The organism is Lichenihabitans sp. Uapishka_5, from assembly GCF_033947565.1.
In the GTDB taxonomy this organism is placed as follows: Bacteria; Pseudomonadota; Alphaproteobacteria; order Rhizobiales; family Beijerinckiaceae; genus Lichenihabitans.
This window is the reverse complement of record NZ_JARPVX010000017.1, coordinates 14,338-29,360: the sequence shown is the minus strand read 5'-3', so window position 1 is coordinate 29,360 and position 15,023 is coordinate 14,338. Positions and strand designations below refer to the sequence as shown.

13 protein-coding genes are annotated in these 15,023 nt (G+C 68.3%); 4 read left to right on the top strand and 9 right to left on the bottom strand.

The features are described from left to right. The first annotated feature begins 7 nt into the window (after positions 1-7). Entirely contained in the window at positions 8-1,327 is a 1,320-nt protein-coding gene (locus P7D22_RS09260) for a sensor histidine kinase (protein ID WP_319933939.1), read from the top strand. Then, a complete protein-coding gene (locus tag P7D22_RS23400) occupies positions 1,321-1,551 on the top strand; it encodes an ATP-binding protein (RefSeq protein WP_336624810.1) in 231 nt (76 codons plus the stop codon). The genes P7D22_RS09260 and P7D22_RS23400 overlap by 7 nt, the downstream gene beginning before the upstream one ends. Here P7D22_RS23400 and P7D22_RS09255 read toward each other — a convergent pair. Continuing rightward, the gene (locus P7D22_RS09255; RefSeq protein WP_319933938.1) at positions 1,548-3,683 is read right to left on the bottom strand and encodes an ATP-binding protein; all 2,136 of its coding nucleotides are present in this window, start codon (positions 3,681-3,683) and stop codon (positions 1,548-1,550) included. The two genes, P7D22_RS23400 and P7D22_RS09255, sit on opposite strands and share 4 nt — an antisense overlap. A 151-nt stretch (positions 3,684-3,834) precedes the next feature. Here P7D22_RS09255 and P7D22_RS09250 point away from each other — a divergent pair, with 151 nt between their 5' ends. Together P7D22_RS09250 and P7D22_RS09245 are read left to right on the top strand one after the other, a co-directional pair. After that, positions 3,835-4,179, top strand: coding sequence for a CsbD family protein (locus tag P7D22_RS09250; RefSeq protein ID WP_319933937.1), 345 nt, complete (start codon positions 3,835-3,837; stop codon positions 4,177-4,179). 22 nt (positions 4,180-4,201) lie between these two features. Further along, positions 4,202-6,148, top strand: a complete 1,947-nt coding sequence (locus P7D22_RS09245; protein WP_319933936.1) for an AI-2E family transporter — start codon at positions 4,202-4,204, stop codon at positions 6,146-6,148. A gap of 533 nt (positions 6,149-6,681) precedes the next feature. On the opposite strand, the gene nagA is transcribed toward P7D22_RS09245, so the two are convergent. From nagA to P7D22_RS09205, 8 genes are all read right to left on the bottom strand, one after another. Then, positions 6,682-7,821, bottom strand: a complete 1,140-nt coding sequence (gene nagA / locus P7D22_RS09240; protein ID WP_319933935.1) for an N-acetylglucosamine-6-phosphate deacetylase — start codon at positions 7,819-7,821, stop codon at positions 6,682-6,684. After that, a complete protein-coding gene (locus P7D22_RS09235) occupies positions 7,821-8,846 on the bottom strand; it encodes an SIS domain-containing protein (protein WP_319933934.1) in 1,026 nt (341 codons plus the stop codon). The genes nagA and P7D22_RS09235 overlap by 1 nt, the downstream gene beginning before the upstream one ends. A gap of 171 nt (positions 8,847-9,017) precedes the next feature. After that, on the bottom strand, positions 9,018-10,103 hold the full coding sequence (locus tag P7D22_RS09230; protein WP_319933933.1) for an ABC transporter ATP-binding protein: 1,086 nt from the start codon (positions 10,101-10,103) through the stop codon (positions 9,018-9,020). Between the two features lie 10 nt (positions 10,104-10,113). Beyond that, entirely contained in the window at positions 10,114-10,926 is an 813-nt protein-coding gene (locus P7D22_RS09225) for a carbohydrate ABC transporter permease (RefSeq protein WP_319933932.1), read from the bottom strand. Continuing rightward, a complete protein-coding gene (locus P7D22_RS09220; protein ID WP_319933931.1) occupies positions 10,926-11,798 on the bottom strand; it encodes a carbohydrate ABC transporter permease in 873 nt (290 codons plus the stop codon). Before P7D22_RS09220 ends, P7D22_RS09225 begins: the two co-directional genes overlap by 1 nt. 64 nt (positions 11,799-11,862) lie before the next feature. Further along, a complete protein-coding gene (locus P7D22_RS09215) occupies positions 11,863-13,095 on the bottom strand; it encodes an ABC transporter substrate-binding protein (protein WP_442916068.1) in 1,233 nt (410 codons plus the stop codon). 111 nt (positions 13,096-13,206) lie between these two features. Continuing rightward, entirely contained in the window at positions 13,207-14,220 is a 1,014-nt protein-coding gene (locus P7D22_RS09210; protein ID WP_319933930.1) for a Gfo/Idh/MocA family protein, read from the bottom strand. After that, complete coding sequence (locus P7D22_RS09205; protein WP_319933929.1) at positions 14,217-14,924, bottom strand: N-acetylmannosamine-6-phosphate 2-epimerase; 708 nt, start codon at positions 14,922-14,924, stop codon at positions 14,217-14,219. Before P7D22_RS09205 ends, P7D22_RS09210 begins: the two co-directional genes overlap by 4 nt. Positions 14,925-15,023 lie beyond the last annotated feature (99 nt).

Genomic DNA, 15,023 nt, shown 5'->3' with positions numbered 1-15,023 from the left:
ACGCGGCATGAGGCAGAGACGGTCCAAGCGTCCCGTCCATCGCACGAAACTCCCTTCACAGATCAAGGCGTCTGTGGAAGTTCAGCGATGCGGAAGAGCTAACAGATCATTCGAGGGGCAGCCACCATGCCGGACCGGGTCGACGAGCGACGAGCGACGGGCGCCTTCGTCGCTGGAGGCGATCAAGGCTCACGACATCGTCGATACCATTCCGACCGGCCTCCTCGTCCTGAGTGAGAGTCTCCGGGTCGAGACGGCCAACAGGGCCTTCCTGCGCACGTTCCAGGTCACGCCCGAGGAAACCATGGGCCGGCTCGTCTACGACCTGGGGTCGGGCCAGTGGGACATTCCCGCGTTGCGGAGCCTGCTGACCGAAGTCGTGCTGCGCGACAGCGTCGTCGAGGGCTTCGAGGTCGAACACGAGTTCCCCGGCATCGGCCACAAGATCATGCGGCTGAACGCTCGGAAGGTGTTTCGCGAAGGCAACCACGTGCCCTTCCTGCTCCTGGCCATCGACGACGTCACGGAGGCCCGGCTCGCCCAGCGCGAGGCCGAGCGGAGCCGGCGCTTGGCGCAGAACATCGTCGACTCGATCCGCGACCCGCTCGTCATCCTAGAAGGCGACATGACGGTCGTGACGGCCAGCCGCGCCTTCCTGCGCATGTTCGACGTGACGCTCGACGCCGTCGAGGGACGCCCGCTCCAAGCGCTGGCGCAGGGTCAGTGGCAGGTGGGTCGGCTCCAGGACCTCCTGGCCCGGGTGGTGCCGGACGAGACGGCCTTCGACGGCTACGAGGTCGAGGACGAGTTCCCGGGCCTCGGGCGCCGCATCTTCAGGCTCAACGCCCGCAAGGTGTTCCGGCCCGGCAACCACGTGACGCGCCTGCTCGTGGTGTTCGAGGACGTGACGGAGGCGCGCCTCCTGGAGCGGCATCGCGACCTGCTCGGGGCCGAGCTGGCGCATCGCATCAAAAACAGCCTGACCGTCATCACCTTCTTCGTGTCCTTCGAGCTTCGCCGCGCCGCGGAGCCGTGCCTCGCGGGCTACCGCGCCATGCAGGCCCGGATCGGGGCCGTGGCCCAGCTCTACGACGTCATCTCCCGCTCGGCGACGCTCGGTCCGGTGCCGGTCGAGCCCTACCTGCAGGGCATCGCGGGAAGCCTGCGGTCGAGTCTCCTGGGCGAGGCCTCACGCATCCGAGTCGACGTGGAGGCGGAGCCGCTGTCCATCGGCGCCGACCACGCCGTCAGCTTCGGGCTGATCGTCAACGAGCTTGCGACCAATGCGGTCAAGTATGCCTTCCCGTCGGGCGCGGACGCATCCTGATCGGGTTCGGTCGCCGTGACGGTGACGTCGCCCTGACCGTCAGCAACGACGGGATCGGCCTTTCGGCGGCGAGCGGGCAAGCCTCGTCGGGCCTCGGATCTCGCTTCATCGACGCCTTTGCGAAGCAGCTCGGCGGCACGCTGGCCATGGCCTCGGGGCATGGCGGCGGAACGACCTTCACGGTGCGGCTACCGAAGACCATCCTCGCCGACGTGCCGGCCTAGTCGCCAACCTTGATGATGGCGCCGATCCTGGCCGCCAGGGCATCCATGGCGAAGGGCTTGGTCATCACGTGCATGCCGGTGTCGAGCGCGGCATCCCGCACGGCCGCACCTTCCGCGTAGCCGGTGATGAACAGCACCTTCAGGTCGGGACGGCGTACGCGCGCCGCATCCGCCATCTGCCGGCCGTTCATGCCGCCCGGCAGGCCCACGTCGGACACCAACAGGTCGATGCGGACGTCCGATTGCAGCACCTTAAGGCCCGAGGCGCCGTCGGCGGCCTCGATGGCCGCGTAGCCGAGGTCCTGCAACACGTCGGTGACGAGAAGGCGCACGGTCGGCTCGTCGTCCACCACGAGCACGGTCTGGCCGGCGAGCGCGTTCGGAACCGTCGGGTGGACCTTGTCCTCCGTCTCGGCCTCGAACCCGCTCGCGTCCCGGGGCAGGTAGATCGTGACGGTCGTACCCTCGCCGACGAGGCTGTGGATCCGCACTTGGCCGCCCGACTGCTTGCAGAACCCGTAGACCATGGACAGGCCGAGACCCGTGCCGACCCCGAGCGGCTTCGTGGTGAAGAATGGGTCGAACGCCCGGGCCACGACCTCGGCCGGCATGCCCGACCCGGTGTCGGTCACCGAGACCGCCACGAACTGCCCGGCCGGCATGTCGCGGAAGCCCGCATGCTGCCAGTCGATCACCACGTTCTCCGACTTGATCGTCAGCCGGCCACCATCCGGCATGGCGTCGCGGGCGTTGATGGCAAGGTTGAGGAGCGCGTTCTCCAACTGGTTGGGGTCGCACAGCGCGTTCCACAACCCGGGCTCGGCCAGCGTCGACACCTCGATGCCGGGGCCGACCGTCCGGCGCACCAGGTCCGAGATGCCTTCGACCAACGCGTCGAAGCGGACGGGCTTGGGGTCGAGCGTCTGGCGGCGCGAGAAGGCGAGCAGTCGGTGCGTCAGCGCGGCCGCACGGGTCGCCGCGCCCTGGGCGGCCCCGATGTAGCGTTCCAGGTCCTTGATGCGACCTTGCGCGATGCGGGTGTTCATCATCTCCAGGCTGCCCACGATGCCGGTGAGCAGGTTGTTGAAGTCGTGGGCCAGCCCGCCCGTCAGTTGCCCCACAGCCTCCATCTTCTGCGACTGCCGGAGCTGGTCCTCCAACCGTTCGCGCAGGGCGGCTTCCTCGCGCTCGGCGGTGACGTCCCGCCCCACGCCGGTCAGCCGCTCGCCGCCCGGTTCCGGCGACAGCGTCCAGCTGATCCAGATCCAGTGGCCATCCTGAGCCTCGATGCGGTTAGTGTAGCGCGCGCTTGCGCCCTCAGACCGCATCTCTAGCAACGTCGCCTCGACCCGTGCCAGGTCGTCGGGATGGATCAGGGCGGGGTAGCCGTCCCTCACGATGTCGGCATCCGCCTTGCCTAGCAGGCGGCCCCAGGCAGGGTTGATCCGAAGCAGTCGCCCGTCATAGTCGGCGACCACGAGCAGGTCCTCGCTCAACTCCCATAGCCGATCACGCTCGCGGGTCCGCTCCACGACCTGCATCTCCAGGGTCTCGCTAAGCGCCCGGTACCGCGCCTCGCTCTCGCTGAGGTCGCGCCGGCGGTTCGCCTTGGCGATGGCGAGCGCGAGCGTCGCGGCCAACGTCTGAAGGAACGCGGTGTCCGAGATGGAGAAGTCCCGTTCGTCCGGGCTGTCGACCTCCAGCACGCCGTAGCGCCAGTCGGGCGTCTCCACCAGCACGTTGAAGGCACGGTGGACGCCGTGTTCGACCAGGAGCTTGGGCGTCCGGAAGCGGGTCTCGTTCGCCAGGTGGTTGGACAGGACAGGCTGCCCGGTCTGAAACGCAAACCCGGCCGGACTCGCGAGGTCGGCGCCGAGGCGCACGTGGCCCACAGAACCGGGGTGCCACCCGAGCCCGGCACGCATGACGAACTCGCCGTCGCTAGGCAGGAACTCCAACACCTTGGACAGCGTGCATTCCATGCCCTTGGCGGCGACGCGGCACGCCTCGTCGAGCACGGGCTGCACCTCGTCGTGCTGGAGGCTGAATGTGGCGAACTCGGCGGCCAGTTCCTGCTGTCGCAGCCGCAGCGTCAGCTCGGAGTTCGCCTCCGAGATCGTCGTGACCGTCATGCCTCGTCGCCTCGTCGTCCAGGCCGTCATCGGTAGCGATGCCACCATGTCGACCGTAACCGATGGGGTTGGGACAGGAGCGTGTCAATCCAGGGGAAGTGTCCTACTAGTAGTCCCTTGGCCAGCGCTTCAGCCGGCACGGGAGGACGTCATGGTTGATTCAGATCGCGTGGTCGGCAAGGTCAAGGAACTGGGTGGAGCGGCGCAGGGAGGCCTGGGCGACGCGGTTGGCTCGCCCGGCAACTCCGTCGAGGGACGCTTCCGCGAGGCGGAAGGTCAGGTCGAGCAGCTATACGGCCAAGCCAAGGACGCCGTCCGGCAGGGCGTCGGACAGGTTGCCGATGCGGCACGGGACCTCTACGGAGACCCGGCCTCCTACGCCCGTCAGCGCAGCGACGTCGCCCGGCGACAAGTCGAGGCCAATCCCCTCGTCGCGGTGCTGATCGCGGGCGCCGTGGGCTACGTGTTGTCCTACCTCATCCATGGGCAGCGCTGAGCGCGAACGGAAGGCGACGATCATGGCCGACCTCAAGCTCGTCGCCCGACAACCCGCGAAGGTAGCGGCGCCGCCTCTGCCGGGCCTGGGAAGCCTCGTCACGCTGGTGGCCATGGTGGTCACCGTGGCCGGCCTCTATCTCGCCCGCGAGGTGCTCATCCCGATCACGCTCGCGATCCTGCTGTCCTTCGTGCTGGCTCCGCTCGTCACGGTGCTGCGGCGCATCCACGTGCCTAACGTGCCGTCCGTGCTGCTCGCGGTCGTGCTCGGGCTGGGCGTGCTCGGCGTCATCGGCGGGCTGATCGGCCTCCAGGTCGCGAGCCTCGCGACCGACATCCCGCGATATGCGAGCACCATCGAGACCAAAATCGGCAGCCTGCGCGGGGCCACGCTAGGACGCCTCGACAGCGTCACCAAGACGGTAACCCAGCAGGTCGCCAAGACGACAGGAACGGCCGAGCCGGGCTCGACGGCGGCGCCGGGCGAACCGAAGCCGATGCCGGTCGAGGTCCGCCAGCCGGCCATGGGCCCGCTCGACCTCGCCAAGAGCGTGCTCGAACCGATCCTGAAGCCCTTCGAGAGCGCCCTCATCATCTTCATCGTGGCGGTGTTCATCCTGCTTCAGAAGGAAGACCTGCGCGACCGGCTCATCCGGCTTTTCGGGTCGAACGACCTCCACCGCACCACGACCGCGATGGACGACGCGGCGCACCGGCTCAGCAAGTATTTCCTGGCCCAGCTCGGCATCAACGCCGCCTTCGGCATCGTGGTCGGCGTCGGCCTCTACTTCATCGGGGTGCCGTCCCCCGTGCTGTGGGGCGTCCTCGGCGCGCTCCTCCGCTTCGTGCCCTACGTCGGCGCCGTCCTGGCCGCGGCGCTTCCCATGGCGCTAGCGGCCGCAGTCAGTCCAGACTGGACGATGCTGTTCTGGACGGCGGGCCTCTTCGTCGTCTCTGAACTCGTCACCGGGCAGGTGATCGAGCCGATGGTCTATGGGCACTCGACCGGCCTGTCGCCCGTCGCCGTTGTCATCGCGGCGATCTTCTGGTCCTGGATCTGGGGGCCGATCGGCCTGATCCTGTCGACGCCGCTCACCCTCTGCCTCGTCGTCCTCGGCCGCTACGTCGAGCGCCTTGAGTTCCTGGAGGTGCTGCTCGGCGACCGGCCCGCCCTGACGCCCGTCGAGAACTTCTACCAGCGCATGCTGGCCGAGGATCCCGACGAGGCGCTCCAGCAGGCGGAACTGCTGCTCAAGGAACGCTCGCTGACGACCTACTACGACGAGGTCGTGCTCAAGGGCCTGCAACTCGCGGCCAACGACGCCCAGCGGGGCGTCATCGACGGCGATCGCATGGACCGCATCAAGGAAAGCGTGCAGTCGATTGTCGACGACCTCGCGGGCCACGACGACCGGGACCCCGCGCCGGAGGAGAAGGAGGCCGCCCAGGCGGTCGCGTCCCAGGCCGAGAAGGACGTGCCGAAGCCAGCCGCTTCCACCGCCGAGGCACCGGTTCCCGAGGTGCTGGCGCCGCACTGGCAGTCGGCCTCTCCGGTACTCTGCCTCGCCGGCAAGGGTCCGCTCGACGAGGCGGCCTCCAGCATCCTTGTGCAGCTTCTCGGAAAGCACGGGCTGGGTGGTCGCATGGCCGAGCACGAGTCCGCGTCGCGCGCCGGCATCGCCAAGCTCGACATCCAGGGCGTCGCCATGGTGTGCATCAGCTACCTGGACATCAGCGGAAACCCCGCGGCGCTCCACTACCTGGTCCGCCGCCTCAAACAGCGCATGCCGGACGTGCCGATCATCGTCGGGCTCTGGCCGGTCGGCGACGCCGTCCTCAAGGACGAGCGCATGCACGCGGTGATCGGCGCCGACTACTATACCACTTCGCTGCGCGAAGTGGTCGAAATGTGCGTGAGCGTCGCCCACGACCACGCCGAGCCGACGCGGCCCTTGGCCGCCGCCGAGTAGCGTCGGCCGCGCGCGATGATACCCGATTGCCGACGTCCTCACGGGAAAACGGTTCAATCTTGACCGGCGCCGCCACGCGATGGCGCATGGGCCTGCTGTAAATCCCTTCCTTGCTCGCAAAACCGCGCGCCGGGTGCAGGGGCGAGGCAGCGCCGTGCTGGGTGATCACGTTGTTCCAAGTGAGCCCAACTTGCGCCCGGATTCAGATCTCGTTGGGGGAGAACGGATCGTCGTGGCGCCAGGCCCAGACCCATTCCTTCACGCTATGATGGCGTCGAGGCCGAGACCACGGGTATGCATACCGTAGACCGACATGGCGCTCTCCACGGAAGGTTTCACGTGTTGGCTGCCGAGGCCTATCGAGCGAACATGATCAGCGACAATACGCTTCGCCATCTCTGCGGAATTCGACGTTCACCCGAACAACGCGCCGGAGGGCGAACCTCCGGCTCCTGCCGTGTTCCGGTATTGATGGAACGGACACCAAGGCCGCCTTCGGTCAAGGGAGAGGCCTGAGGAAGATCAACGTAGAGCTACCGAAGTCCGCCACCGAGCCACACCCTGCCGAGCCGGCCACCTGCGTCAATCCACACGAGGTCCGCCCGCGCGCCGGGTACGAGGCGACCGCGGGACGCGTCGTCAAGGAATTGGGCGGGGTATAGAGACGCCATGCAGAGGACCTCGGCCATTGGCAGACCGACGACGTCGCGGAGGTAGCGCACCGCGTCGATCATCGTCAGGTCCGAACCGGCGAGGGTTCCGTCATCCAGGGTCAGCCGACCGGCCCGTCGCGTCACCCGTCGGCCGTTGAGCTCGAACACGTCCTCCTCGACGCCCACGGTCGACATGGCATCCGTGATGGCGAGAACCTTGCCAGAGCCCCGCTTGGCCCGCAGCGCCGTCGCGATGGAAGTGGGGTGGACGTGGTGGCCGTCCGCGATGATGCCGCACCAGACTTCTGGGTCGTCCAGGATCGCGCCGACGAGTCCCGGCTCGCGGTGGCCGAGCGGGCTCATGGCATTGAAGAGGTGCGTCCCGCAGCGCGCGCCGGCGTGGAAGGCGGAGGCCGCCGTGGCGAAGTCGGCGTCGCTATGGCCGAGGGAGACAATGATGCCGGCAGCCGCGAGCCGCCGGATCTGATCGTCGGAAACGCTCTCGGGCGCGACCGTCAGGAGGAGCGGGCGAACGGTCGTGGCGAGTAGGCGCTTCAGTTCGGCCTCGGTCATGGGCCGGATCAGGGCCGGGTCGTGCGCGCCCTTGCGCGCCTTCGCGATGAACGGACCCTCGACGTGGATGCCGACGCACCCGGGGACGCCCAGCCGCATCGCCTCGCCGACCGCGTCGATCGCCGCGTAGGTGACCTCGGGCCGGTCGGTGATCACGGTCGGCAGGAGGGCGGTCGAGCCGAACCGGCGATGCGCCTCGCAGATGCGGCGCACGCCCTCGACCGTGGGCATGTCGTTGAGCAGCACCCCGCCGCCGCCGTTCACCTGGATGTCGACGAAGCCCGGCGCGATGAGGCCGCCGTCGAGGTGCCGACGCTCCACGTCCCTCGGCAGGCCGTCGCGGCGGCAGACGGCCTCGACGAGACCGTCGGAGACCACCACGGCGACGCCTTCGCGCACCGTCTCGCCGTCGAACACCGCGGCGCCGGTCAGGGCGAAGGTCGACATCAGACGGTCTCGGTCACCTTCTTGAGGCCGCGCGGCGTATCCGGGTCGAGGTCCTTCGCCTGGGCAAGGCCCTCCACGAAGGCGTAGAACGACAGGATCATGGAGAGGGGCTCGGTCAACGGGTGCCCGGTCGAGGCATGTGGCAGGATGGTTCCGACCGGGCTTCCACCGACAGCGAGGAGTGTGGCCCCCGAGTCGTGAAGGCGCCGGCAGATGTCCTGCAGGCCAGGTCGGGCGGCATCGTCGGGGAGGAAGGCGAGGACCGGGAAGCCGGGCTCGACCAGCGACACGGGTCCATGCACGATCTCGGCTCCCGAGAAACATTCCGCGTGCAGGATCGCGACTTCCTTGAACTTGAGCGCCGCTTCGGCGGCGATGGCGAACCCCGGGCCCCGGCCGACCGTGTAGAGGGACGAGGCCTTGGCGCAGGGCTCGATCGCGGCGGACCAATCCGCCCTCGCGGCCTCGTCGAGCCGCGACGGAAGGGCCTGCAAGGCGGCCAGGAGCGCCTCGTCCCCGCTCCAATGACCCAATAGTGCGAGGGCCGCGACGATGGAGCAGACGAAGCTCTTGGTCGCGGCGACGCTCCGCTCCGGGCCGGCCTGCAGCGAGAGCTCGCGGGCGCTCGCCGCGCCCAGGGGCGATCCCGGGGCGTTGACGAGGGCGATCGTCTCGGCCCCGCCATCCCGCGCTGCCTTCAGGAGCGCGACGATGTCAGGACTTCGTCCCGACTGGGAGATGGCAACCGCCGCGGCCCCCGCCAGGCGTAGACGCGCCCCATACACCGACGCCAACGACGGGCCGAGCGAGGCCACGGGGATGCCGCAGCGCATCTCGACGGCGTACTTGAAGAAGGTCGCGGCATGGTCCGACGATCCGCGGGCGATCGTGGCCACGACCTTGGGGTCGAGCTCGCGCAGCATGTCGCCCGCGGCGCGCAGATCGGACCTCGATCCCTTAAGCAGGCGCTCCACGGCTGCCGGCGTCTCGAGCACCTCCTGCCGCATCAGACTGTTCGTTGGCATGCCAGTTTCTCCCGCAAAGGTCTCGGTAGCGGAGGCCGGCCATGCCGGTGCCCCACCTGGTCCTTCGGCGCTTGCGCCTGGGACGACCCCCATCACACCGAAACAACCAATTTGATCGCTAGGCTTGGCACGGGGTGCAGGGTTTGCCTGGCACCCCCATGCCGGGAAGCCCTAGAGGAGGCGCTCGCCGGATGTCGGTTCGAACATCATCAGCTTGTCCCGAGGAAGGTCGACGCCCACCCGGCTGCCCTGCGTCAGCTCCCCGGCCGGGCGACGCACGATCATGGCCTGGTCGTCGAGCTTCAGCGTGACGATGTCCTCCGGACCCGTCGGCTCGACGAGATCGACGCCGGCCGTCAGGCGGGCATTCTCCGCGTCGGTGATCCGGATGTTCTCCGGCCGGATGCCGAGCAGCACGTCCGTGGCGCCGTTGGCCGGAAGCCGCTTGACGGCGGGAAGGTCCACCGCACCCGCCGCGGTCCGGCCGAACGCAAGCCGGTGGCCCGAGCCCGCCGGGTCGATGCGTCCCTTGAGGAGCGACATCGCGGGCGAGCCGATGAACCGGGCGACGAAGAGGTTGACGGGATCGTGGTAGATGTCCGAGGGCGTCCCGACCTGCTGGACGACGCCCTTGCTCATGATCACGATCTTGGTCGCGAGCGTCATCGCCTCGATCTGGTCGTGGGTGACGTAGACCATCGTGCGGCGGATCTTCTGGTGCAGCCGCTTGATCTCCGTCCGCAGGTCCGTGCGCAGGGCCGCGTCGAGGTTCGACAGGGGCTCGTCGAAGAGGAACAGCTTGGGGTCGCGGACGAGGGCCCGACCGATGGCGACGCGCTGGCGCTGGCCGCCCGAGAGCTCGCGCGGGCGGCGGCCGAGCAACGGCTCGATCTGAAGGAGGCGCGCGACCTCGTCGACCTGCCGCTGCGCCTCCGCCTTGCCCAGCTTCCGCATGCGCAGTGGGAAGGCGATGTTCTCCGCGACGCTCATCGTCGGGTAGAGCGCGTAGGACTGGAACACCATCGCCACGTCCCGCTCGCGCGCCGGCAGGGTGGTCACGTCGCGCTCGCCGATGACGATCCGGCCGGAGTCGATTGGGTGGAGCCCGGCGATGGCGTGCAGCAGCGTCGACTTCCCGCAGCCCGAGGGGCCGAGCAGCACCACGAAGGCGCCCTCCTCGACCTCGATCGAGACGTCGTTCAGGACCTTGGTCTCCCCATAGGCCTTGGAGACGGATTGGATGCCTAGTCTTGCCATGGATCGGTCTTCATCCCTTGACGCTGCCGAGGGTCAGGCCACGCACGATCTGACCCTGGACCAGGAGGCCGAGCACGATCATCGGAAGCATGATGAGGCTGCCGGCGGCGGTCAGCATACCCCACTGGATGCCTTGGAAGGTGAGGAACGAGGTGATGCTGACCGGCAGGGTCTGCGTGTTGCGGCCCGTCAGCATCAGGGCCACGAAGAACTCGTTCCAGGTGAACAGGACGCATAGGATCATCGTCGCCACGATGCCGCCCCGGGCGGCCGGGAGGAACACCTTGCGGAACACCGTGAACTCGCGCGCGCCGTCCACGCGCGCGGCATCCCGCAGCTCCCGCGGGATGTCATTGAAGAAGGTGATGAGCAGCGAGATCGCGAAGGGCACGTTGACGAAGGCGTAGACGGCGATCAGCAGCCAATGCTGGTTCAGGGCGCCGATCCGCGACGCGAGGAAGTAGACCGGGATCACGAACAGCAGGGGCGGCGCGATCCGCAGCGACAGGATGAACTTCTCCTGCGATCGCAGGTGCGCCGGCTCCTGGGCCACGAGGCCGTAGGCCGCCAGGCACCCGACGGCGACCGCGATGGCGCTCGACGTGATGGAGGTCAGGAAGCTGTTCGCGAAGGCGTTGAGGAACGTCTGGTTCGCGAGGATCTTGCGGTAGTTGTCGAGCGTCGGCTCGAAGAGCCACACCGGAGGGATGGTGAAGGTGTCCCGCGGCGCCTTCAGCGACGTCGCGACGATCCAGTAGAGCGGGAACAGCACCGCGACCATCAGCACGACGAGGGCGGCGTAGAAGAGGATGCGCCGCTCCATCAGCGGTCTCCGGCCTTGGGGAAGAGGACGCCGTACATCGCCAGCAGCGCCACGTTGGTGAACACCGTGAGGACGAGCGCGATGGTCAGGGCGTAGGAGATGTCGAAGTTCGTGAAGGCGGCCACGTAGCCGTAGTAGTTCAGCGTCTCCGTCGAGAGCGCCGGCCCGCCGCGCGTCATGATGTAGAAGAGGTCGAAGGCCTTGATCGAGTCGATGGCGCGGATGAGGGCCACGACGGCGAGCGCCCGCCGCAGCATCGGCAGCAGGACGTACCAGGTCACCTGCCACTCGCGGGCCCCGTCGACGCGGGCCGCGTCGAGCGGGTCGGTGGGCGCCGACTCGAGCGCCGCCATCACGAGCAGGATGACGAAGGGCGTCCACTGCCACACGTCGGCGATCAGCACCGAGAAGAAGGCGACGTGCGTGCTGCCGAGCCAGTCGACGGGTCCGAGGTGGAGCACGGACAGCAGGTAGTTCGCCATGCCGGTCGCGGGGTCGAAGATGAAGCGCCACGTCAGGCCGACGACGACCGGCGTCATGATGATCGGCACGAGGAGGAGCGTGCGCACGAGGCGCTTCGCCACGAAGTCGCGATCGAGGAAGAGCACGACCGCGAGGCCGAGGACGACCTCGATGACGGTCGCGAGGACCGTGAAGAGCACCGTCCGCCACAGGGCCGCGACCGCGCGCGGATCCGTGAAGATGCGGGTGTAGTTGTCGGCGCCCACGAACACGTCGCGTCCGGAGCGGAGCAGCGACACGTCCCGCGTCGTGAGCCAAACCACGTAAGCGGTGAGCACCGCCGACGTCGCGGCCAGCGCGGTGACGATCGGCCGGTGGAAGAAGCGCGTCGGATCGTCGAGCGTCGTCAAGGGTTGGCTCCGGTCGGGGACCGGACCGGTCGCGGGTGGGTGCCCGCGCCGGTCCGAAGGTGGGTCAGCGCGCCAGGGCGGCGTCGTTGGCCTTGTCGGCCTCCTTCAGGGCGTCGGCGGCGCTCGACGAGCCGGCGAGCGCCTTGGAGACGGCGATGCCCGTGTTGTTGATGGTCTCGTTCGCCTGCGGGATCGTCGGCAGGTACTGCGGGTTGCCGTGGTTGATCGCGGCTACCATCGCGTCCTTGAAGGCCCCGTACTTTTTCGTGAACACCGTGCCATTAAGCGCCGAGAGGGACGTCACGCCGGAGTTCGGGTCGGTCTCCATCGACTTCAGCTGCTGCTCCTTCGCGGTCGCCCAGGCGGCGAACACCGTGGCGGCCTCCTGGTGCTGGGAGTCGGCCGAGACGTAGAGGCTGTGGACCGCGAGCGAGGACGAGCCGCCCTTCGGCGCCGTGGACTGCATCGGCACGGGGACGTAGCCGACCTTGCCGACCACGGAGGAAGCCGCCGGGTCCTCGTTGTAGGCTCCGTTCACCGTCGCATCGAGGGTGATGGCCGCCTTGCCCTGGGTGAACAGGAGGCGGTTCTCCTCCCAGCCGAAGTTCGCGACGCCGACCGGGCCGTAGTCCTTCAGGACCTTGGTGAAGGCCTCAAGCCCGGCGACGCCCTGCGGCGTCGCGAGCGCCGACTTGCCCTGCTTGTCGAGGAACGAGCCGCCGTAGCCCCACAGGTAGGCGGCCCAGACGTAGACGCCCTGGATGCCCTGCTGGCCGCGCATGGTGATCCCGGCGACCTTCTTGTCCGTCTTCTCGGAGATGGTCTTCGCCGCGGCCGCGATGTCGTCGAAGGACTTCGGCTCGCCGATTTCGTACTGCTGGAACAGGTCCTTGCGGTACATCACGAAGGTGCTTTCGCCGTAGACCGGCAGGCCGTAGGTCTTCCCGTCGACGACGTTCGTGTTGAAGTAGCCGGGGACGAAGTCGGCCTTGTCGAAGTAGTTCGTGTGCTTGGCGAGGGTCTCGTCGAGCGGCACGATGGACTTCGACGCGAGCAGGCCGGGGATGTAGATGATGTTGTTCTGAACCACGTCGTAGCGGCCGGACTTCGACGAGAACTCGAGCAGGATCTTGGCGGTGATGTCCTGCTCGGGGACGACCTCGAGCGCGACGTCGATGCCGGTGGCGGCCTTGAACTCGGGCAGCATCTTCTGGATGGCGTCAGTCGTCGGGTGCCCCTCCATGAGGACCGAGAGCTGGACGCCGTCGAACGGCTTGGTCTCAGCCCGGGCCGGCATGGCGACCGTACAGAGGAGTCCGGCCGCGGTGGTCGCCGCAAGAAGGTGGCGTCTGCTAATCATCTTCCACTCCTTAGAATGCGGCACCCGCCGCGGATTGAAGGGACGCCCTCAGGCGAGGCGCACGACCTCGCCGCTCTCCGCCGAGCGGATCATGGCGAGGGTCAGCTCGAGCGAGGCGATCGCCTCCCGGCCGCTGGCCACGGGGGCCGCGCCGCCGTCCAGCCAATCCAGGACACCCTCGAGCTCGCGCTTGAGGTCACCCTCGACGTGGCCGCCGATGGTCGGCCAGTGCTGGGTGTCGACCTCCTGCGAACGGTCGGCGTCGGCGAGGTAGAGGCCACTGTCGCCGCACTGCACCTCGAAGGACGCGTCCGTGCCGATGTACTCGAGACGGGCGTCGATCATGTGCCGCGCCCCGGAAGGCAGGGCCCAGGAGCTCTCGAAGTTTACGACCGTGCCGTCGGAGAAGCGCACGATGGCGGCGATGCTGTCCTGGGTGCCGATTGAGCCGAGCAGCCGGTCGGTCTGCTGCGCGTAGACCGTGACCGGGCGCTGGCCCTCGAGCAGCCACAGCGCCATGTCTACGTCATGGACCGTGACGTGGAGCGCGAGCGGCAGCTTACCGGCGTAGCGCTTCGGACCCTCGGTGCGGGCGCTGTTGCGACGGGCGTAGAGGTGGATGGGCAAGCCCGTCCGTCCCGAGGCGATCAGCTCCTTGGCGTGGGCGTAGCGCGGGTCGAAGCGCAGCAGGTAGCCGATGCCGAGCTTGGTGCCCGCCTTCTCGCAGGCCGCAACGATGGCATGCGCCTCGTCAAGGGACGATGCGATCGGCTTCTCGATGAACAGGTTCACGCCCTTCGCGGCCGCGGCTAGTGCCGGCCCGAGGTGGAGATTATCGGGCGTGCAGATGCTGAGAAGGTCGAGGCGCTCGTTCTCGAGCAGGTCCTCGTGCGAGGCGTAGACCGCGCATCCGCCGAGCCGGTCGGCGACCGACTTGGCCAGGGTGGTGTTCGGGTCCACGATCGCGGCGAGCTCGCAGCCCCTGATGCGCGCGAAGATCGATGCGTGCATGGAACCCATGAAGCCGGCGCCGATGACGGCGACCCTGCGGTGTTGGCTCATCGGGATGGACGTCCTGCAAGTTTCAGGGAGGGGGTGGGCGCGGCTTCCTCGATGAAGCGGCGGGTGATGGCGTCGGGACGCGTGATCGCGCCACCCACGACCACGAAGGCGGCGCCGAGGTCGAGGCACCGCCGCGCCTCGGCGCCGCTCCAGATGCGGCCCTCGGCCGCGAAGGGGACGCCGAGGCGCGCGAGCTCGGCCATCAACTCGAAGTCGGCCGTCTGCTGCTGCCGCGAGTACGGCGTGTAACCCGACATGGTGGTGCTGACGACGTCGGCACCGGCCTCCATGGCGGCCACGGCCTCCGACGCGGTGCTGACATCGGCCATCGACAGGCGTCCGGCTTGGCGCGTTGCCGCGCAGAGCGAAGCGACGCTTTCGGGCCGGGGCCGCGAGGTCGCGTCGAAGGCGACCACGTCGGCGCCCGCGGCGATGACCGCGGCCACGTCCGAGAGGGTCGGGGTGATGTAGACGTCACTGCCCGGTTGGTCGGCCTTGATGAGGCCGATCAAGGGGAGGTCCGTCGCGGCACGCACGGCCGCGATGTTGTCGCGGCCCTGGATGCGGACGCCGGTCGCGCCGCCGAGGATGACGGACCGGGCGAGGGCGGCGATGTGCTTGGGGTCGTCGAGCGGCAGGCCGGGATCGGCCTGGCACGACACGACGATCGTCCCTCGCAAGGTGTCGAGGACGGAGGAGGTCAATGGGCCACGTCGCTGTGGTTTGGCAGCCACCGGCTGCGACTGCCGCAAGCTAGTCGCTATGAAAAATTCCGTCAACAAACATGTTAAGAAGAAATATTA

Coding starts and splice junctions, on each gene's coding strand:
- P7D22_RS09225 (WP_319933932.1), bottom strand. CDS start 10,926: ATGGAGCGGCGCATCCTCTTCTACGCCGCCCTCGTCGTGCTGATGGTC.
- P7D22_RS09230 (WP_319933933.1), bottom strand. CDS start 10,103: ATGGCAAGACTAGGCATCCAATCCGTCTCCAAGGCCTATGGGGAGACC.
- P7D22_RS09260 (WP_319933939.1), top strand. CDS start 8: ATGAGGCAGAGACGGTCCAAGCGTCCCGTCCATCGCACGAAACTCCCT.
- P7D22_RS09235 (WP_319933934.1), bottom strand. CDS start 8,846: ATGCCAACGAACAGTCTGATGCGGCAGGAGGTGCTCGAGACGCCGGCA.
- nagA (WP_319933935.1), bottom strand. CDS start 7,821: ATGTCGACCTTCGCCCTGACCGGCGCCGCGGTGTTCGACGGCGAGACG.
- P7D22_RS09245 (WP_319933936.1), top strand. CDS start 4,202: ATGGCCGACCTCAAGCTCGTCGCCCGACAACCCGCGAAGGTAGCGGCG.
- P7D22_RS09250 (WP_319933937.1), top strand. CDS start 3,835: ATGGTTGATTCAGATCGCGTGGTCGGCAAGGTCAAGGAACTGGGTGGA.
- P7D22_RS09255 (WP_319933938.1), bottom strand. CDS start 3,683: ATGACGGTCACGACGATCTCGGAGGCGAACTCCGAGCTGACGCTGCGG.
- P7D22_RS09215 (WP_442916068.1), bottom strand. CDS start 13,095: ATGCCGGCCCGGGCTGAGACCAAGCCGTTCGACGGCGTCCAGCTCTCG.
- P7D22_RS09210 (WP_319933930.1), bottom strand. CDS start 14,220: ATGAGCCAACACCGCAGGGTCGCCGTCATCGGCGCCGGCTTCATGGGT.